The organism is Desulfovibrio sp. DV, from assembly GCF_001936595.1.
In the GTDB taxonomy this organism is placed as follows: domain Bacteria; phylum Desulfobacterota; class Desulfovibrionia; order Desulfovibrionales; family Desulfovibrionaceae; genus Solidesulfovibrio.
In genome coordinates this window covers 1-18,902 of the sequence record NZ_MLBG01000094.1, presented here as the reverse complement: position 1 = coordinate 18,902, position 18,902 = coordinate 1, and the positions used below count along the sequence as shown (strand labels likewise).

Sequence of the window (18,902 nt, the reverse complement as noted above, 5' to 3'; positions counted from 1 at the left end):
AAAGGGGTTCCCTCCCCCGGTTCCTCTTCTCTTCCCACCCCCGGAGGGATTACTATGTCCACGAAAATGTGGGGCGGTCGGTTTGGCGAGGGGACCGGGGCCTTGATGGAGGCCTACAGCGAATCCGTGTCCTATGACCGGAGGATGTATCGCCAGGATATTGCCGGCTCCAAGGCCCATGCCAGGATGCTGGCCAAGCGCGGCGTGCTCGCCGGCGAGGAAGCCGAGCGCATTGTGGCCGGCCTGGACATGGTGCTTGATGAGATCGAGTCCGGGGCCTTTCCCTGGCGGGTGGAGCTGGAAGACGTCCACATGAACGTGGAACAGCGGCTCACCGAACTGATCGGACCGCTTGGCGGCAAGCTGCACACCGGGCGCAGCCGAAACGACCAGGTCTGCCTGGATTTCAGGCTGTACGTGGCCGAGAGCCTGGAGGTCTGGACCCGCTTGCTGCGTGAGTTGGCTGGGGTGTTCGTGGCCCGCGCCGGCGAGCATACAGACACGCTGCTGCCGGGCTGCACCCATCTTCAGCCGGCCCAACCCGTTTCCCTGGCCCATCATCTTCTGGCCTATGCCTGGATGTTTAAGCGCGACTGCGAACGGGCCGAAGATGCGCTCAAGCGCGTGCGGGTCTCGCCCCTGGGCGCGGCAGCCTTGGCCGGCACCACCTATCCGCTCGACCCGGCCATGGTGGCCCGGACCGTGGGCTTTTCCCATGCCTTCGGCAACAGCATGGATGCCGTGTCCGACCGGGATTTCGCCCTTGAAGCCCTTTTCGACGCCTCGGTCATCATGGCCCATTTGAGCCGGTTTTGCGAAGAGATCATCATGTGGGCCAACCCGCGTTTCGGCTATGTCTCCCTGCCCGACGCCTACGCCACCGGGTCGAGCATCATGCCTCAGAAAAAAAATCCCGACGCTGCCGAACTCATGCGCGGGCGGGTCGGGCGGGTGTACGGTTCGCTCATGGGCCTTCTGACGGTGGTCAAGGGGCTGCCGCTGACGTACAACCGGGATCTCCAGGAAGACAAGGAACCGTTTTTCGACGCTGACGACACGGTACGGGCCTCGCTTCGGGTCATGGCCGGGATGCTGTCCGAGCTGGTCTTTCGGCCTGAGCGGATGCGCCAGGCGCTCACCCAGGGTTTTTTAAACGCCACCGAGCTGGCCGATTATCTGGCCGCCAAGGGTATCCCCTTTCGGGAAGCCCATCATATCACGGGCCGGGCCGTGGCCCAGGCCGAAGCCCTGGGCATTGCGCTTGAGCAATTGACCCTGGACCAATTGCGTGTATTTTCCCCGGCCATAGACCAGGATGTTTTCGAGGCGCTGCGGTATGAAACCGCCGTGGCCAGACGCAATGGACCCGGCGGCACCGGTCCCCAATCCGTGACCAACCAGATGGCGGAACTCTCCCGATGGCTTCAAAGACCCTAAATCTTCAGCTTTCCTGCCTGCAGGCCATAAGCGGCATCATCGACAAGGCTCTTGATTTGGAGCAATCCCTCCAGGATATTTTGCGTATCCTGGCCGAGACCTTGTCCATGAAACGGGCCACCATCACTTTGGTTGAGCGCACCACGGGCAAGCTCGTCATCAGCGCCTCCCAGGGCCTGACCCCTGAGGAAAAGCGGCGGGGCGTCTACGGCCTAAACGAAGGCGTCACCGGCCTCATCTTTCAGACGGCCAAACCCTACGTCGTGCCGGATATCCGCAACGAACCGCTGTTTCTGGACAAGACCCAGTCGCGTAAGATCGAACGCGACCGGATATCGTTTATTGGCGTGCCCATTGTTCTCCATGGCCAGCCCCTTGGCGTGCTCAATGTGGACCGGCTTTTTGGCGACGAGGTCGATTTCGAGGAAGACGAGGCCTTTTTGACGGTCGTGGCCACGCTCATCGCCCAGTTCATGAGCCTCAATCAGAAGTACGAAGCCAAGGTCGAGGTCTTAAAGCGCGAGAACGTCTCGCTTAAATACAAACTCTCCCAGGAATCGCGCGGGCTTTATATCGTCGGCAAGAGTCTGGCCATGCAGGACGTGCAGCGCCAGATCGAGAAGGTCGCCCCGACCCGGGCCACGGTCCTGCTTCTGGGCGAATCCGGCACCGGCAAGACGCTCATCGGCCGCATCATCCACGACCTGTCCGAACGCAAGGACTACCCGTTTATCAAGGTCAACTGCGCTTCTATTCCGGAGAACCTGCTGGAATCCGAGCTTTTCGGCTACGAAAAGGGCGCGTTCACCGGCGCGGACCAGACCAAGCCCGGCCGGTTCGAAGAGGCCAACAAGGGCACCATCTTCCTTGACGAGATTGGCGAGTTGCCGCTGGGCCTCCAGGCCAAGCTCTTGCGCGTGCTCCAGGACAAGGAATTCGAGCGCCTGGGCAGCAACAAGACCCGGCAGGTGGACGTGCGCATTCTGGCCGCCACCAACAAGGATCTGGCCACCCTGGCCGAGACCGGGGCGTTTCGCCCGGACCTCTATTACCGTCTCAATGTCTTCCCGCTGCAAACCCCGCCCCTGCGGGAGCGCAAGGAAGACATCCAAAGCCTCATCATCCATTTCCTGAGCAAGGTTTCCAAGGAATACGGCCGCAAGCTCACCTTTTCCACCGAAGCCCTGGCCGTGCTCAAGGAGTACGACTGGCCGGGCAACGTGCGTGAGATGGAAAATCTGGTCGAGCGGCTGGTGATCCTGGCGGAAAACGAGCGCATCGACGCCGATCTGATCCGACCATACCTTACCATTCCCAGCCGGGAGGATGCGTACGAGTCCGATCGGGGCGAGGACGGTGAAGGCGCGCCTTCGCTCAAAAGTCTGGAAAAATCGGTCGTGATCGACGCCCTGCGCCGCCATGGCGGCATCCAGCACAAGGCGGCCCGGGAGCTGGGCATAACCCCCCGGCAGATGGGCTATCGCGTCAAAAAGTTCAATCTCGAATCCATGGTGGCGGTGCAGCGGGTGAAAAACCGCTGAGACCAGCCCCTGTCCCATTCTTGCCCATTGCGCCAAAGGCCGTCTCCGGACGGCCTTTGGCGTTTGTGCGGTCCGGGCCGCGGGCTTGGGAGTCCGGTGTTTCCAAGGCTTGGGCTGCGACGCAGCCAAAATGTAGGGGCCGCACCTGGCCTGGCAGCGGTCCGGGGCGGCTCCATGCCGCCCGAGGCCATGGCCCGGGAATCGGTCAGGCTGTCTTTTCCAGATACAGACGGTTGAGCGCATCGAAAAGCTTGACCCGCACTGCCTCGAAATCCTCCAGCTCTGTCGCGGCTTCGCGATCCTTGCCCTGCTCGGCGAACTGGACCACGCGTCGGGCCAGGGCATGGACCTGCTCGTGGAAACGGCCGACTTCCGCATAGATCGGATGTCCGGCAAAAGCGCGGCGGCCGTCGCCGTCATACCACTGCCCAAACTGGCACTGGTGATGGCCGGCGACTTCTGACGGGTCGAGGCGGAGATGGCCGAGCAGGATGGACTCCAGGCGCGCCCGCCAGGCCAGGTGGGCAGTCTTGACGGCGGCAATGTCAAAGGGCGGCGTTCCCAGGCTGAACTGGTTGATCTCGGTGGTAAGCAGCCCGGTGAGGCGGGTCAGTTCCCGGGCTGAGGAGTTGACCTGCTGGGAGGCTGCCGCCATGTCGGCAATGGTTGCGGCCACACCGGCTGCCCGTTCGGAAATGGCCAGGGTGGCGGTCAGGCTTTGATGGGCCTGGCGGCGCATCGCCTCGGCGGTCCGGGCTGCGCTGGACAGGTTTTCGGCAATGGCGGCCGTGGCCTGGGAATGCTCATCCGTGGCTCTGGTGCTGGTCAAAATCATGTCTTTGAGTTCTTCCACCGTGCCGGCAATGGACCCGACGTCGCTGCTGACCGTGCGCATGGAGTGCATGAGCGTCTCGGCCCCGGAGATCTGTTCCTCAGCCAACCGGGCGCTGTCCTCAATGGCGGCCACAGCCTGCTCGGTGGCCGCCAGATTGACCTTGGCCATGGCCTGGATGGAACCGATGGCCGTGCCGACATCCTTGGTGGCGGTCATGGTTTTTTCCGCCAGCTTTCGCACTTCGTCGGCCACCACGGCGAAACCGCGGCCGGATTCACCGGCCCGGGCGGCCTCAATGGCGGCATTTAAGGCCAGCAGATTGGTCTGGTCGGCAATGTCGGCGATGACGCCGAGCACCTCGCCGATGGACTGGCTGTCGCGGCCAAGGGCAGCCATGTCGCGTTTGAGATCGGACGCCTTGTGGCTCACCCCGACGATGGAGGTGGCCACCTGCCGCAGCCCGGCCGCGCCGTCCGCGGCCTTGGCCCCTAGAGTACTTATTTCGTTGGCGTTTCGCCGGGCTGCCTGGGCAGCGCGTTCTGCTGCGGTGCTGGCCTGGTCCATGCTGGAAGCAATTTCGTCACTGGCCTGGCGCATCTGTTCCACTGCTGCAGCGATGCCGGCAATGTGTTCGGCCGTGGTTCCGGTTGCTTCGTCCATGGTGTCCATGTCCGTTGCCAACTGTTGCGCCTGGGCATTGATGGTTGAGGCATCGTCCTTGGAGGTTACAGCCATCTGGCTGGCTGTCCGGGAATGGTTTTCAAATTCCCGGGAGTAGGCGGCGATGGTGCTGACGACGTTTTTGTCGGTGATGCAGAAATTTCGCATACGGGCGCAGGCCGGGTCCCCGGCTCCCGGGCCTGTGGCCAACAGATTGCCGGCTGCCAGGGCGTCGAGGGTTTCCTTGGCTGCGGCAGCCATGCGGGCCAGTCCAGCCAGACGCAGCAGCAGGCTGGCGGTCATAACGGCCAGGATAGCCCAACCGACCGCTGCAAGCGGCAGGAGCCAGGGATGTTCCTCAAGCAGAGACGGGCGGAGGGCCAGGGTGGCGGTGAGCAGCAGGTTGGCTGCAACCAGGCCGGCCAGACAAGCGGCGAGGGTCGGCCCGAAAACAACACGGGTCGGGTGAGACATGCACGACTCCTTGAAATGGGGCAGTGGTACGGGGTGGGGTGGATTGCATAAACGAGCAGACACAGGTCAGCAACAGCCATGGAGCTGTGCTGCATAAGCCGGTTTGGGAAGCGCAGTGACGGATGGAAAATTTCATAATAATTTCGAATTGATCTATTCAATAAAAAGATCATTGCAGTGTGTCAATGATGCGACGAAAGTGATTTCCAGCACAAGAGTCCGGTGGGGGCGTTGCTTCGTTACGCGGTGACATTCCGTCAGAAACGGGCATTGTCGGCCTGGGGACCAGCCTGCGTCGCGCACTATGTGAGAGATGGCACGAGCGCCGCAGCCAGGGAATGGCGGGAATCAAAAAAGCCGTCCGTCCCGGTAGGACGGACGGCTTGAGGCCGGGAAAGCCGCGGGCAGTTAGGCCCGGCTGAACTGGCGGTACTTGATGCGGTGGGGAATATCGGCGGCAGCGCCCAGGCGGGCTTTGCGGTCGGCCTCGTACTCGGTGAAGTTGCCGTCAAAGAAAACGGCCTGGCTTTCACCCTCAAAGGCCAGGATGTGGGTGGCCACGCGGTCGAGGAACCAGCGGTCATGGCTGATGACCAGGGCCGAACCGGCAAAGGCCAGGAGCGCCTCTTCCAGGGCGCGCAGGGTGTTGACGTCCAGGTCGTTGGTCGGTTCATCGAGGAGCAGGACGTTGGCCCCGCTTTTGAGGATCAGGGCCAGATGCAGCCGGTTTTTCTCGCCGCCGGAGAGCACCTTGACCTTTTTTTGTTGATCCTGGCCGGTGAAGTTGAACCGGGCCACATAAGCCCGGGCGTTGACGTCTTTGGTGCCCAGGCGAATGGTGTCGTAGCCTTCGCCCACCACCTCGAACACAGTCTTTTCCGGATCAAGAGCCTCGCGGCTCTGGTCGACGTGGGCCAGCTGGACGGTTTCGCCCAGGCTGAACGTGCCGACGTCGGGCGTTTCCTGGCCGGTGATCAGCCGGAACATGGTCGTCTTGCCCGCGCCGTTGGGGCCGATGATGCCGACAATGGCGCCGCGCGGCACGGTGAAGGTCAGATTTTCAAACAGCAGCCGGTCGTCAAAGCCCTTGGCCACGCCAACGGCCTCAATGACGTTCTTGCCCAGGCGCTGTCCGGGCGGAATGTAGATTTCCAGGTCCTTGGCCATGCGTTCGCCTTCCTGGGAAGCCAGCGACTCATAGGCGGCGATGCGGGCCTTGGACTTGGCGTGGCGGCCGTGCGGCGACATGCGCACCCACTCCAGTTCCCGGGCCAGGGTCTTGGACCGTTCGCTCTCGGATTTCTCTTCCTGGCGCAGACGCTCCTGCTTCTGCTCCAGCCACGAGGTGTAGTTGCCCTTCCAGGGGATGCCCCGACCCCGGTCGAGCTCAAGAATCCAGCCGGCCACGTTGTCCAGGAAGTAGCGGTCGTGGGTGACGGCGATGACGGTGCCCGGGTAGCTGTGGAGAAAATGTTCCATCCAGGCCACGGACTCGGCGTCGAGGTGGTTGGTGGGTTCGTCAAGGAGCATGATGTCGGGCTTTTGCAGGAAGAGGCGGCACAGGGCCACCCGGCGGCGCTCACCACCCGACAGGACGTTGCACGGCGTGTCCGCCGGCGGGCAGCGCAGGGCGTCCATGGCCTGATCGAGGCGGCTGTCGAGATCCCAGGCGTCGCAGGCGTCGAGCTTTTCCTGGACCTCGCCCTGGCGTTCGATCAGCGCATTCATGGCGTCGTCGTCCATGGGCTCGGCAAAGGCGGCGTTTATGTCTTCAAATTCCTTGAGCAGGGCAACCGTCTCGGCCACGCCTTCCTCGACCACTTCGCGCACGGTCTTGGTGACGTCCACCAGCGGGTCCTGCTCCAGGTAGCCGATGGTGTGGCCCGGAGTGAGCACGGTCTCGCCCTGGAAATCCTTGTCCACGCCGGCCAGGATTTTGAGCAGCGTCGATTTACCCGAGCCGTTCAGTCCAAGCACGCCGATCTTGGCTCCGTAGAAATAGGACAGGGAAATGTCCTTGATGATGGGCTTTTTATCGTGGAACTTGCTGACGCGGATCATTGAGTAAATGATTTTATTCGGCTCGGCAGCCATGAAACCTCCTGAGGGGCGTCGTCCGTCCGGGGGACGGCGTCGTATAGAGGGTGTATTGCAAAAGAACCGACCACAACGCAAGCGGCCCACGCCCCGGCCAAATGGTCGGGGAGAGGGCCGCCGCAACAGTGCCCGGATTATCCAAGCACAGGGAAAGGCTTACTTTTTCTTCTTAGCCATGGCTTCCTGGAGCATGTCGCCCAAGAGATTCAGGCCGCCGCTCGGTGCTGCCGCCTTTTCCTTTTTGACGAAGCGCTTCCAGTCGTCGTTCTCTTTTTCCTTCTGGCCGCCAACCGGCGAGAGGGTCATCTTGCGCTTCTCGGTATCGATCTCGGACACCACGACCGAGGCCGTGTCGCCGATCTTGAGCTTCTCATAGGTCCCGGGTTCCAGGGCGTCGCGCAGCTTGGAAGCCGGCAAAAGCCCGGTGACGCCAGGGGCCAGATTGACGAAGATGCCGAACTGCTGGCGGTTCTCCACGATGCCGGAGACGGTCGAGCCGATGGGGAAGGTCTCGGCCACGGCCAGCCAGGGGTCGCCCGAGGCTTCCTTGAGGGACAGCGCAATGCGGCGTTTGCCCAGGTCGATGTCTTTGACCGACACGGTGACGACGTCGCCCGGCGAAACCACGTCCGAGGGCTTGGCGATGCGGCGCACGTGGCTCATTTCGCTCACGTGGATGAGGCCCTCGATGCCCGGGGCGATTTCGACGAACGCGCCGAAATCAGCCAGCCGAACCACCTTGCCCTCGACCTTGTCGCCAACCGTGAACTGTCCGTCAACGCTGTCCCAGGGATCGGCCCCGGCCTGCTTGATGGACAGCGAGATGCGGGGACGGCCCTTCTTGTCGCGGTCAAAGGCCAGCACCTTGACGGTCACGGCCTCGCCGATGGCCACTGCGTCCTCGGCCTTCTCGGCCCGGGACCAGGACAGCTCGGAGAGGTGGATGAGTCCCTCAAGGCCCGGAGCCACTTCGGCAAAGGCGCCGAAGGCGACAATGCGGCTGACAACGGCCGGGACGACGTCGCCGGGGGCGACCGTCTCCAGGAAGCGCAGTTCGGACTCGATGCGTTCCTGTTCCAGCAGTTTGCGCCGGGACACGACGATGTTTTTGCCGTCACGCTCAAAGGTGATGATGGCGAATTGGTACGTTTGGCCCACATGGGCTTCAGGATTGTCGGTAAAGGCCAGATCGATCTGGCTGACCGGACAAAAGGCCCGACGGTGGACGATTTCCACGTCGAATCCGCCCTTGCGCGAGGCGACCACTTTGCCCTCGACCGGGATGCCGTTCTCGAAGGCCTCCCGCAGGGCTTCTGCGCCGCCTTGGCCGGTGAGCGCCTTGGACAGGGCCACTTCGTCGCCGCGCACAGAGACGACATAGAGGGTGACCTCGTCGCCTTCGCTCACGGTGAGCTGTCCGGTTTCGTCGAGAAACTCGGCTTTATCGGCTACGCCATCGAGCTTGGTGCCGGTGTCCACCACAAGAGTGGTCTCGGTAACCGCGATGACGGGTCCGGTGATGCGGTCTCCAACGTGGATTTCGCCGCCGCGTTCGGCCAAAGAGGCCTCCATGAGTGCGGCGAATTCGCCCTCGGCCGGCATTTCCTTGGTGTCCGGCGAATGGTCTGCCATGATCGCTCCGAAAAGATGGGGGTGATTTTTTGGCGCGAAAGCGCCGGGGGGCAATGTAGCGCAGCGGCTATCCTTGTCAAATGCGAAAAAAGCCCTATCCTCCACAAATCCGTCTCCCAAGTGCAAGGAAGTCGTCACATGGACCCAGTCACACACGTCGTTGCAGGGGTGCTTATCGGCCAGGCAGCCCGGGACCGTTTCCCGGAGACCAAGGCCCTTGTCCCCTTGTCCGCTCTGGCCGCATGGATGCCTGATGTCGATAATATCGTTACGTTTTTTGGCGCAGAAGCGTACATGCGCCATCATCGCGGCTACACCCATTCGCTGCTTGGCGGAGCACTTCTGGCCTGGCTTCTGGCCATCGTCGCAACCCGGTTTTGCGGCGGCGCAAAAACCTCCAAACTCTTTATTCTTTTTTATTTTGGCGTGCTGTCCCATCTGTTTCTCGACTGCATCACTTCCTATGGCACGGGGATATTCCTGCCGTTTTCCGATGTCCGGGTGTCGGTCCCCTCGGTGTTCATCATTGATCCGATCTACACCCTGGCCATGATCGCCCTGGCTGTGGCCGCATCGTTTCGCCCGGCGGCCCGCAAGAAGCTGGCCGTGGCCGGTTTGGCCGTGATGCTCGCCTGGCCGGCCCTGGGCTTTGGCGTGGGCAAGGCCGTGGCCGCCCATGCCCGTACCCTGCTGGTGGCCGCGGGACAGCAGCCAACCAGCGTTATTGCCCAGCCCGATGCCTTTTCGCCGCTGTGGTGGAAGATCATCGCCGAGGAGGGGGACAACTATGTGCTGACGGGCCTGAGCCTTGCCGCGCCGGATACGCTTCTCCCCGAGCGGCGTTTCGAACGGGCCGGGCGCGAGGAGCTTGACGCCCTGGGCCGCACGGCCCCGGTCTTTTCCCAGTATGTCTGGTTCACGGATTTTCCGGTCAGATCCGCCACCGCCACCCCGGAAGGTACGATCGTTGCCTATAACGACCTGCGGTTCATGGCTGTCAACCCCCTGGTGACCAGGGTGCGCGGGCCCATGGTCCCCTTCACCCTGACCGCCTACCTCGATTCGGCCGGCCGGCTGACCCAGGCGGTTTTTTCCCAGATGGGCAAGGGCGAGATGATCCTGCCCAATACGGGCATCACCACGGCCGCAGTCGGGGGCGGCTGAGCCCGCCCGCCTTGGCAACCGCACAAAACCGGCCCGGGATGCACATTGGCGCATCCCGGGCCGGTTTCATTTTGGGGCTGACCCACTGGCCCGGCCAGAACTATCCTGCCATTAAATCGACTGGAATCCTGGAGGGTTTCCAAAGGGCACTGCCCTTTGGCCGCCGGAGGCTTCCCCCGTCATGTCCTAGCCGGCCGGGGCCAGGGCGAGGAGGATTTCCGTCAGGTACTCTTCGGGCGGCGTGGTCTTGGGATCGTTGAGATATATTTCCAGGCTTGGCTCGGCAGTGAATTGCCGGCCCGACTGCGGTCCCCAGACCCCGGCCAGCCAGGCATAGGCCGGGCCCAGCCTCGTGTACGGTCCTTTGACCACGGCGCTGGCGTATTCCCGGTCGCCGATGACCGCCACCGGCAGGTCCGGTGTGCCGGCAAAGCTCTCGGGCACGGTCAGGCAGGCGTCGTAGCGAATTTTCTCCGGCGGCGTGATCTGCGGGCAGTCGTGGCCGATACCGATAAACTGCGTCGTCGGCCCGAACAGGCCAAGCGGCCCGGCCAGGGCGCACAACGTTCCCCAGGCCGCCTCGCACTGGTCGTAGGGGCCGACATGGCGCACGCAGGCCACCTTGATAGGCGGCAATTTTTTGATCGTTACGGTCAGTTCCATGGTCATGAACTCCTCTTGAATGATGGGTGGGCGTTGTACGATAACTGGCGGACCTTTGCGTTCCCGGCAGACGCGCCGCCAGACCGTCGGCGTCATCGAATAGGCGCTGCGAAAGGCCCGGCCAAAGGCTTCGGGGGCGTCAAACCCAGCTTCCAGAGCCACATTGGTCACGGGCTGGTCGCTGTAGCACAGGCGCTGGGCTGCCCGTTCCAGCCGCAGCCGGCGCAGGCAGGCTCCCACGGTTTCGCCGGTGATGCCGGCAAAGACGCGGTGGAAGTGATAGGGTGAGAAATAGGCTGCCGCGGCAATGGCGGCCAAGGGCAATTCCCCGTCCAGGCCCGCCTCCATCACCCGCATGGCGGAGAGTACCCGCCGTTCCCAGTCCTTTTGCGTCTGCGTGGTCATGTGTCCTCCGTGCCCAGGGTGATACCTCGCTCCCGGCTTCCCTGCCTGATATTTTTTCGCTTTTTCCACGGCCGATGCTTTTTTATGTTTCGGTCTGCAAAACAGCTAAAAATTATCGTTGAACAATAATTAAAGCTCGTTTATCAATGTCTCGTCTGGACGCTTGGACCAACCTGGGGAAACGTCGGCCGGCGCTTACCCGAAACCGAGCCGTGAAAAACGTCGCATGACGGAGCATTGTATGGAAACCGTGAACAATCTGGACAACATCCGCCGCCAGGGCCGGCTGCTCGAAACCGCCTGCCTGGCCGCCGCCCTGGCCGTCGTGCCGCTGGCCGCCCTGTACTGGGCCTTCTTTAACAACCTGCCCGACGACATGACCCGGCAGGCCGCGGCCCTGGCCGCCAGCCCGGAGTTGCCGGGCTGGGTGCGCCTGCTGTGCTTTGTGGCCGCCATGGTTCCGGGCACGGCGCTTATAGTCGTCCTTTTGCGCCTGCGGCGGCTTTTCGCCCTCTACAAGGAGGGGAGCATCTTTTCCCTGGCCAACGTGCTGGCCTTTCGCAGCGTCGCCCGGGCACTTTTCGCCTGGGCCGTATGTTCGGTCCTTTTTACGCCGCTTTTCTCCCTGGCCGTCACGGCTGCCAATCCGCCGGGCCGCCACATGATCAGCCTGGGCGTCGGGACAACTGAGGCGGAGCTCGTCTTCCTGGCGATCCTCGCCCTGGTCATCGCCCGGGTCATGGACGAGGCCAGACGCCTGGACGAAGACGCGGCCCTGACGGTATAGGCCGGCCATGGCGATCATTGTCAATCTCGACATCATGTTGGCCCGGCGCAAGGTCAGCTCCAAAGAGCTGGCCGAGGCGGTCGGTATCACCGCCCAGAACCTGTCCATCCTCAAAACCGGCAAGGCCAAGGCCATCCGCTTCTCCACCCTGGAAGCCATTTGCACCTTCCTGGCCTGCCAGCCGGGCGATATCCTGGAATATCGCCCGGACGGTGAAGCGCCGGCAACCCAAGGAGGTTGACGTGGCCATAAGCGTCATCCTGGCCCATCCAGACCCCGCAAGCTTCAACCATGCCCTGGCCAGGGCTGCCTGCGACGCCCTGGCCGGCCTTGGCTGGCACGTGCACTTCCACGATCTCTACGGCGAAGGCTTTAATCCCCTGTTGCCGGCAGAAGAACTCGGCCGCAACGCGCGCCTGGACCCATCCCTGGCCCGGCACTGCGACGAGGCCGCCGCCGCCCAGGGCTTTGTTATTGTCCATCCCAACTGGTGGGGGATGCCGCCGGCCGTGCTGGCCGGCTGGGTGGACCGGGTGCTGCGTCCGGGCGTGGCCTACGAGTTCACCTCCGGCGACGGCGGCGAAGGCGTGCCGCGCGGACTGCTCGCCGCCAAGGCCGCCGTCATCCTCAACACCTCCAACACCGCCGCCGCACGCGAGACGCGCGTTTTCGGCGATCCTCTGCAGCGTATCTGGAAGGACTGCATCTTTGACCTGTGTGGCGTGTCGGACGTGCGCCGCCGCATGTTTGAAACCATTGTCACCAGCACCCCGGACCTGCGCCGGGACTGGCTGCATGAAGCGACAACCCTGGTCGCCCAAACCTTCGGCCCGGCCGCTTGAAAGGAGCACCCCATGCCGTTTGTCAACATCAAGATCACCCGCGACGGAGCCACCGCCGAACAGAAAGCGAAACTCATTGAAGGCGTCACCAACCTGCTGCGCGACGTCATGGGCAAGAACCCCCAGACCACCGTCGTCATCATCGACGAAGTGGACTGCGACAACTGGGGCATCGGCGGCGAATCCGTCACCGTGCGCCGGACGCGGGGGTGAAAGTGAGGGGGAGGGAAGAGCAAAGACGATACGAGACAAGAGTGGGGCGCTGCCCCACGCCCCGCCGGGGGCTTGAAGCCCCCGGACCCCCCAACGGTGGGGACGGAAGGACGGTCGGGTGGATGGGAGATGGGTGAAAGTGCCGGATTTCCTTAATAACGGATGAGGTAGACGCCGGCCAAAAGCAGGATGGAGCCGGCCAGACGCTTGCCGTCAAAAGCGATGTGCGGAAAGCCGAGCAGGCCGAAGTGGTCGAGCGCCATGGAAGCCGCCACCTGGCCGGCCAGGGTCAGGGCGATCATGGCCCCGCCACCGATGCGTGGAGCCAGGATCACGGTCGCCGTGACGAAAAAGGCCCCCATGGTGCCGCCGACCCAGTACCACCAGGGTGAGGCTTTAAGCGCTGCGGCAAAGGGCACGCCCTGGCCCGTGACGGCCAAAATGGCGGCCAGGGCCAGGGTGCCGACCAGAAACGACACGAAGGCGGCCGGGAGCGCCCCGTCCACCATGCCGGCCAGCCTGGAATTGATGCCGGCCTGGACAGGCATGAACATGCCGGCGGTCAGGGCCAGGGCCAGGAGGATATACTGCATGGGCGTCCCGGAGCTTTAGTAGCGTTTGTCGATGACGGTCTTGCCGATGGGGGCCAGGGCCAGTCCGGCCAATTTGAGATGTTGCAGGGCAAAGGGAATGCCGATGATGGTCACGAAGTTGGCCACGGCAGCCAGCAGATGGCCGATGGCCAGCCACACTCCGGCCAGCACGAACCAGATGACGTTGCCGATAAAGCCCAAGGTGCCGGTGCCGAGATCGTGGCCGGACACGTCGCGGCGGTCCACGACTTCCTTGCCAAACGGCCACATGGACAGATTGCCAAGGACAAAGCAGGCCCTGGCCCAGGGCAGGCCGATGATGGTGATGGCCATGACCACTCCGGCCAGATACCAGCCGATGGCCATCCAGAAACCGCCGAGGATAAGCCACAGGATGTTCATGAGAAAATTGACCGGTTCCATTGAAGACTCCTTGAATCAGTTGTTGGAGAGGCGGGAGAGGAGCGTTGCCACGGCGCGCAGGTGGGCTTTTTCCTCCTGGGCCAGGGTGGTGTAGAGGGTCTTCGAGTCCGCATCGGCTGTGCGTTCGGCCAACCGGGCATAGAGGTCCAGGGCTTGGGCTTCCACGGATGCGGCCAGTTCCAGGGCTTCGTCGGGTGAGGCCGGGTCGCCGCCGAGTTGCTGGAGAAAGGCGCTGCCGGGCAGGCCGCCTTCCAGTTCGGGAGCGGCGTCGGCAAGCAGGGCGGAAAGATCGGTCCTCTCGCCGGTTTCCTTGTCATAGAGGCTGTGGACATGGTGCAGATGGCGGGCCTCAAAACCGGCCAGCCGGTCAAACGTGCTGCGTGTCTCGCCGTCGTTGGCGGCTGCGGCCAGTTTTTCGTAAAACGCGCCCAGGGCCGCTTCCATACCCAGGGCCGCCAACAGGATCTGGCGCGGGGTTTCATCGCCTCGAAGAAGCGTCAGGCCGGCATCCGGCGTTCCGGTTGCGGCCGCGCCCTGCCAGGCCATGGCCCCGCCGAGCATGTTGACGATGCGGGGAAACCCGGCTGTGGCCAGGAGACGGGCGGCGGCAGCGCTGCGCATCCCGCCCCGGCAGTAGACCACAACAGGTCTGGTCTTGTCGATTTCCCCCAAACGGTCCGGCAGCTCGGGCAAGGGCACAAGAGTTGCTCCGGGCAGGTGGAACTCCTCATACTCCGGCTCCATGCGGACATCGAGCAGGGTCAGCTCCCCCGGTCGCGACGCGTCGAGCAGAGCCCGGACGGACTCGGCCGAGGCGTTTTCAATGGGAGCCTCTTTGGCGTCGTGGGACATAAACGTCTCCGGGGTTACGGGTTGCGTATTGGCCGGCGGGTAGGATAGCTAGGGCCGTGCGCCCCAAGCATATGCTCGTGGGCGGGAAATCTTGTCAAGGCGGGAACGTATGGGGCAGGTTGCGACGCGGTGGCAAACGCCGCTGTGGCTGGAGTTGGCGGTCATCCTCCTCTTGGGTGCAGGCTTGTCCGTGGCCATGAACATGGCCCGGGCCGAACCGGTGCCCTGGGTGGTGGATTTTGCCGCCCTGGACAAGCGGGATGCGTTGCGGCGCGGGCTTGAAAGCATTGAGCCCCACGCGGCCCTGACCATGCTCGGCAAGCCCGGGGTGGTTTTCGTGGATGCCCGCACGGCTGAGGAATTTTCCATGCATCGGGTGGCCGGGGCCAAGAACCTGCCCCAGGAAGCCATGTACGGCGACCTGGACGCGGCGGCCAAGTCCCTTGGGCTTACGTCCGAGGATCGGCTCGTGGTCTATTGCGGCAATCTGCTGTGCGACAAAAGCAAGGAACTGGCCGAAGCCATGCGCACGGCCGGCTTTTTGTATGTGACGGTCATGCGGGAGGGCTTTGAAGGCTGGCTGGCCGTTGGCGGACCCACGGAGGGCGGCGCATGAGAGTGCTTGGCATCCTGGCCCGCATGGCTCTGGGCCTCATTTTTCTGGCAGCCGCCTGGGACAAGATCGTCGATCCCATGGCCTTTGCCAAGATCATTCGCAATTACCAGATTCTGCCCGACATGGCGGTTGCCGGCGTGGCCCTGACCCTGCCCTGGATCGAGGTGGTGGTGGGGATGTGCCTGCTGACCGGCTTCGTGGCCCGGGGCGCGGCCCTGTCCGGCTGCCTCATGATGGCCGTGTTCCTGGCGGCCATGGCCTGGGCGCAGCACAAGGGCATTGCCACCCAGTGCGGCTGTTTCACCACCAAGGCCGAAGATACCATCTCCACGGCCACATTTATCCGGGACGGGTCGATTATGGCCCTGTCCCTGCTTGTCGCCGTGGATGCCTTTGTCCGGGCGCGGCGCACCTAAGGGTTCCCCATGTCCGGGGTCAAAGTCATACCCATCGGCAAGCCGCGCACCGTGCGGCAACGGATACTGGAGTCCCTGGGCGATCTGCTGGCCCGCCAGGGCTTTGACGGCCTGTCGCTCGACGTCGTGGCCAAGGCGGCCGGACTGGAGCGGGCTGTCCTGCTACGCCATTTCCAGGATCTCGACGATATCGTCACGGCCTTTGGCCAGTCTGCCGCGTTCTGGCCGACGGTTGCCGAACTGCGTGAAGAAGTGGCCGACCGGTTTGCTTCCATGCCGCCCCGGGCGCAACTGGCCCACTTTTTCAAGGCCACCATCCGGGGCCTGCTCGCCCGGCCGCGCACCCTGGATATCCTGGCCTGGGAACTCATGACCCGCAACCGTTACACCCGCCTGCTCGAATACCCCCGCGTGCGCGCGGCCCTGGAATTTTTCGAAACCGTCACCGGCGAGGTGCCCGAGAGCCTGGATCTGACGGCAGTGGTGGCCGTGCTTGGCGGCGCGGGCATCTTCCTTTCGGTTCGCTCCCGGCAAAGCGGGGTGTTTGGCGGGCTCAATCTGTATGACGACACCGACCGCGAACGCGTGGACCGGGTGCTGGACCTGCTCCTGTCCGGCATCCTGCGCGAGGCCGAAGTCCGTCCGTAAATGCCATGGACCGGCCGTCCGGGCCGGCAAGGAGGCTCCCCCATGTTGATGCAGGATAGAAAGGCTGTGGTCTTTGGCGTGGTCAATGAACGCAGCATCGCTTACGGCATTGCCAAATCACTGAGCGAGCAGGGGGCGAAACTGGCCCTGGGCTACGCGGCCGAACCCATCCGCAAACGTATCGAACCCATTGCCGCCTCGCTTGGGGCCGATTTCATCTTTCAGTGCAATGTCTCCAGCGACGAGGAAATCGCCGCCGCTGCCGGCGTCGTCCAGGACCGGTGGGGGAGCGTGGACTGTCTGGTCCATTCCATCGCCTATGCCAATCGTGAGGATCTGACCGGCCGGTTCATCGACACCAGCCGCGAGGGGTTCCGCATCGCCCTGGACGTGTCGGCCTATTCACTGGTGGCCTTGTGTCGGGCTTTTGAGCCGCTTTTATCCCCTGGGGCGTCGGTGATGACGCTCAGTTACTACGGAGCCGGGCGGGTGGTCGCCAACTACAACGCCATGGGTGTGGCCAAGTCCGCCCTGGAGGCCAGCGTGCGTTATCTGGCCGTGGATCTGGGCAAGCGCGGCGTGCGCATCAACGCCATCAGCGCCGGCCCGGTCAAGACCATGGCCGCCTCGGCCATCCATGGTTTCCGCACCATTTTGGAGACCATCGAGAACCGGTCGCCGCTTGGGCGCAACATCACCCTGGACGATATCGGCCGCTGCGCCCTGTACCTGGCGTCCGATCTGTCGTCGGGCACCACCGGCGAAGTGATCTTCGTCGATTCCGGCTACAACATCATGGGCGTCTGACCGCGCCCTGCCAGCCATCAAAACGCCAAAAGGCCGGAGTGATCCGGCCTTTTTTATGGTGTGCCGAAAGATTACGCACGGCAGTTGCCTGAATCCAAAAGCTCGCCGCCTGGTCCTGGCCGTGGGTGGTTTGACTTGCCTCAGTTGATCCTGACCAGCTCGCTGCTAGCCAAACCTCGGCCAGTTTCCGCGCCAAGACCGTCGGAAACAATCGTGTAGACATGATCAAATCGTAACACCGAGTCAGCCGAACAAGTGGCCCGACCTATCCACCATGTTTGCAGAAGAGTCCGTCCACCATTGGCCGGGCTTGACGTTGGCGGGGATTGCTGGCACCACTTGTAAACAAATGTTTAATACGATTGTTTAGGAGGCGCTATGGCCGATGAATCAGGCGGGGTCAGGGAACGGCTGTTCTGGGCGGCGCTGCGAACCTTTGCCGCCAAGGGCTACAAGGGCGCAACGGTTCGCGACATCTGTCAAGCGGCCGGCGGGGCCAACCTCAATGCCGTACAGTATTATTACGGCGGTAAGGACAAGCTGTATCAGGCCGTGCTGGAGGTGCTGTTTACCGAAGGCGACCGCCAGTTGCGCCAGCGTCTGGGGGAGGGCGCTGCAACTTCGGCCGAGGACCGGTTGCGGCTCTTGCTTGAAGTCTATTGCCAGACCCTTTTTGCCCACGGCGAGGCCAGCGACGCCTTTTTGCGTCTGCTGGCCATGGAGCTGGCCAATCCGTCGCCGTTTCTCGGTGATATGGTGGAGCGCCACAGCCGGCCGCAAACTTTGGCCGTGCTGGAACTCATGGCCGAGCTGCTCGGCCGGGACGCCCCGACGCCGGTCCTGGTGGCCTGTCTGTCCAGCGTCCTCGGTCCGGCCCTGTATCAGGCGCTTTTGTGGCCGACATGGCGGCGCATCCTGCCTGCACATCCCCCCATGACGGAACACTGGAGCGAGTTGGCCGAGCATTGCTGCCGGTTTTCCCTGGCCGGATTGGCTGCGGTTCGCCTGGCTCTGGCCGAAGGTCGGTTATGAAGACACAAACAGCCCTATTCAGACGCATTGCGGCTCTGGATGGCCTGCGGATGGCCAGCGTACTGGCCGTGGTGGCCCTCCATGCCGGCATCGCCTATTGTACCGTTGTCCCCTGGTGGTATGTAAGCGATCCAGCCAAAAGCCGGCTTATGGACATCGTGCTGTCCATTGTCGACGGCTTCCCCATGCCGCTGCTTTTTTTCGTGTCCGGGTACGTCGCCCTGCCATCCCTTGCCAGACGCGGCGTGGCCGGTTTTGTGGCCGGCAAGGTCTGGCGGCTGCTTGTGCCGCTAGTCGGCCTCACACTGCTCTATTGTCCGGTCATTGCCTATATTGATTATCTGGACAAAGGCGGGACAGCCGGATTTTTCGCGCACTGGCTGGCGCTTTTGCCGTCCCTTGCCGATTGGCGCGTTCTGTATTTTTCCGGGGCCAAGGCCCCGGCGGCGGCCAGGGACCTGATCTGGCCGTACCACTTGTGGTTTTTGGCCTTGCTGTTTCTTTTCTGTCTGGCGCTGGGTGCAGTCCGATGTGTTGCCGGACCGGGGTTGGCCCGGAAAGCCTTGGGGAGCGGGGCGGGATGGGGCCGCTTTGGTGTCCTGGCCCTCGTGGTCGGTTTGATTGCCGGGCTCGGCCAGCTTTTTTGGTCGGACGCGGATTGGGTGAGGCTGGGGCCTTTTCTGGCCTTGCAACCTGCCCGCGTTCCCCAGTACATCGGCTTTTTCCTGCTTGGCCTTTTTGCCTGGAAACACGGCTGGCTCGTGG

20 protein-coding genes are annotated in these 18,902 nt (G+C 63.2%); 13 read left to right on the top strand and 7 right to left on the bottom strand.

Annotated features, from left to right (window positions below; genetic code table 11):
* The first annotated feature begins 54 nt into the window (after positions 1-54).
* Complete coding sequence (gene argH / locus DVDV_RS17045) at positions 55-1,437, top strand: argininosuccinate lyase (protein WP_075355827.1); 1,383 nt, start codon at positions 55-57, stop codon at positions 1,435-1,437.
* Complete coding sequence (locus DVDV_RS17040) at positions 1,419-2,978, top strand: sigma 54-interacting transcriptional regulator (protein ID WP_075355826.1); 1,560 nt, start codon at positions 1,419-1,421, stop codon at positions 2,976-2,978. The genes argH and DVDV_RS17040 overlap by 19 nt, the downstream gene beginning before the upstream one ends.
* Positions 2,979-3,183: 205 nt before the next feature.
* On the opposite strand, the gene DVDV_RS17035 is transcribed toward DVDV_RS17040, so the two are convergent.
* The 3 genes from DVDV_RS17035 to DVDV_RS17025 form a co-directional block, all read right to left on the bottom strand.
* Positions 3,184-4,947, bottom strand: coding sequence for a methyl-accepting chemotaxis protein (locus DVDV_RS17035; protein ID WP_083634813.1), 1,764 nt, complete (start codon positions 4,945-4,947; stop codon positions 3,184-3,186).
* A 408-nt stretch (positions 4,948-5,355) separates the two neighbouring features.
* Positions 5,356-7,041, bottom strand: coding sequence for an energy-dependent translational throttle protein EttA (ettA, locus tag DVDV_RS17030; RefSeq protein ID WP_075355824.1), 1,686 nt, complete (start codon positions 7,039-7,041; stop codon positions 5,356-5,358).
* A gap of 159 nt (positions 7,042-7,200) precedes the next feature.
* Positions 7,201-8,676 carry a 30S ribosomal protein S1 gene (locus DVDV_RS17025; RefSeq protein WP_075355823.1) on the bottom strand — a complete coding sequence of 492 codons (1,476 nt, stop codon included), beginning with the start codon at positions 8,674-8,676 and terminating at the stop codon, positions 7,201-7,203.
* 138 nt (positions 8,677-8,814) lie between these two features.
* On the opposite strand from DVDV_RS17025, the gene DVDV_RS17020 reads away from it, so the two are divergent.
* Positions 8,815-9,840: a metal-dependent hydrolase gene (locus DVDV_RS17020; RefSeq protein WP_075355822.1), complete on the top strand. Its 1,026-nt coding sequence runs from the start codon at positions 8,815-8,817 to the stop codon at positions 9,838-9,840.
* A 186-nt stretch (positions 9,841-10,026) separates the two neighbouring features.
* Here DVDV_RS17020 and DVDV_RS17015 read toward each other — a convergent pair whose 3' ends face one another.
* On the bottom strand, positions 10,027-10,908 hold the full coding sequence (locus DVDV_RS17015) for a GyrI-like domain-containing protein (RefSeq protein ID WP_075355821.1): 882 nt from the start codon (positions 10,906-10,908) through the stop codon (positions 10,027-10,029).
* 241 nt (positions 10,909-11,149) lie between these two features.
* On the opposite strand from DVDV_RS17015, the gene DVDV_RS17010 reads away from it, so the two are divergent.
* From DVDV_RS17010 to DVDV_RS16995, 4 genes are read left to right on the top strand one after another with little or no spacing between them, the layout of a single operon-like run.
* Complete coding sequence (locus DVDV_RS17010) at positions 11,150-11,695, top strand: DUF2975 domain-containing protein (RefSeq protein ID WP_075355820.1); 546 nt, start codon at positions 11,150-11,152, stop codon at positions 11,693-11,695.
* Between the two features lie 7 nt (positions 11,696-11,702).
* Entirely contained in the window at positions 11,703-11,936 is a 234-nt protein-coding gene (locus tag DVDV_RS17005) for a helix-turn-helix transcriptional regulator (protein WP_075355819.1), read from the top strand.
* Between the two features lies 1 nt (position 11,937).
* Positions 11,938-12,537: an NAD(P)H-dependent oxidoreductase gene (locus tag DVDV_RS17000; RefSeq protein ID WP_075355818.1), complete on the top strand. Its 600-nt coding sequence runs from the start codon at positions 11,938-11,940 to the stop codon at positions 12,535-12,537.
* A gap of 12 nt (positions 12,538-12,549) precedes the next feature.
* Positions 12,550-12,750 (top strand): 2-hydroxymuconate tautomerase family protein, encoded by a 201-nt coding sequence (locus DVDV_RS16995; protein WP_075355817.1) that lies wholly within the window; start codon positions 12,550-12,552, stop codon positions 12,748-12,750.
* Between the two features lie 152 nt (positions 12,751-12,902).
* Here the strand turns inward: DVDV_RS16995 and DVDV_RS16990 are convergent, their stop codons facing one another.
* From DVDV_RS16990 to DVDV_RS16980, 3 genes are read right to left on the bottom strand one after another with little or no spacing between them, the layout of a single operon-like run.
* The gene (locus DVDV_RS16990) at positions 12,903-13,343 is read right to left on the bottom strand and encodes a DMT family transporter (protein WP_075355816.1); all 441 of its coding nucleotides are present in this window, start codon (positions 13,341-13,343) and stop codon (positions 12,903-12,905) included.
* Between the two features lie 15 nt (positions 13,344-13,358).
* The gene (locus DVDV_RS16985) at positions 13,359-13,766 is read right to left on the bottom strand and encodes a YccF domain-containing protein (protein WP_075355815.1); all 408 of its coding nucleotides are present in this window, start codon (positions 13,764-13,766) and stop codon (positions 13,359-13,361) included.
* 15 nt (positions 13,767-13,781) lie between these two features.
* On the bottom strand, positions 13,782-14,618 hold the full coding sequence (locus DVDV_RS16980) for a rhodanese-like domain-containing protein (protein WP_075355814.1): 837 nt from the start codon (positions 14,616-14,618) through the stop codon (positions 13,782-13,784).
* Positions 14,619-14,727: 109 nt separating this feature from the next.
* Here DVDV_RS16980 and DVDV_RS16975 point away from each other — a divergent pair, with 109 nt between their 5' ends.
* The 6 genes from DVDV_RS16975 to DVDV_RS16950 form a co-directional block, all read left to right on the top strand.
* The gene (locus DVDV_RS16975; RefSeq protein WP_075355813.1) at positions 14,728-15,234 is read left to right on the top strand and encodes a rhodanese-like domain-containing protein; all 507 of its coding nucleotides are present in this window, start codon (positions 14,728-14,730) and stop codon (positions 15,232-15,234) included.
* Complete coding sequence (locus DVDV_RS16970; RefSeq protein WP_075355812.1) at positions 15,231-15,650, top strand: MauE/DoxX family redox-associated membrane protein; 420 nt, start codon at positions 15,231-15,233, stop codon at positions 15,648-15,650. Before DVDV_RS16975 ends, DVDV_RS16970 begins: the two co-directional genes overlap by 4 nt.
* 9 nt (positions 15,651-15,659) lie before the next feature.
* Positions 15,660-16,298, top strand: a complete 639-nt coding sequence (locus tag DVDV_RS16965) for a TetR/AcrR family transcriptional regulator (RefSeq protein WP_075355811.1) — start codon at positions 15,660-15,662, stop codon at positions 16,296-16,298.
* Positions 16,299-16,340: 42 nt separating this feature from the next.
* Complete coding sequence (locus DVDV_RS16960) at positions 16,341-17,105, top strand: enoyl-ACP reductase (RefSeq protein ID WP_075355810.1); 765 nt, start codon at positions 16,341-16,343, stop codon at positions 17,103-17,105.
* A gap of 378 nt (positions 17,106-17,483) precedes the next feature.
* Entirely contained in the window at positions 17,484-18,137 is a 654-nt protein-coding gene (locus DVDV_RS16955) for a TetR/AcrR family transcriptional regulator (RefSeq protein WP_075355809.1), read from the top strand.
* A 50-nt stretch (positions 18,138-18,187) separates the two neighbouring features.
* On the top strand, positions 18,188-18,902 hold a 715-nt coding region (locus DVDV_RS16950; RefSeq protein ID WP_254845426.1), incomplete at its 3' end, for an acyltransferase family protein.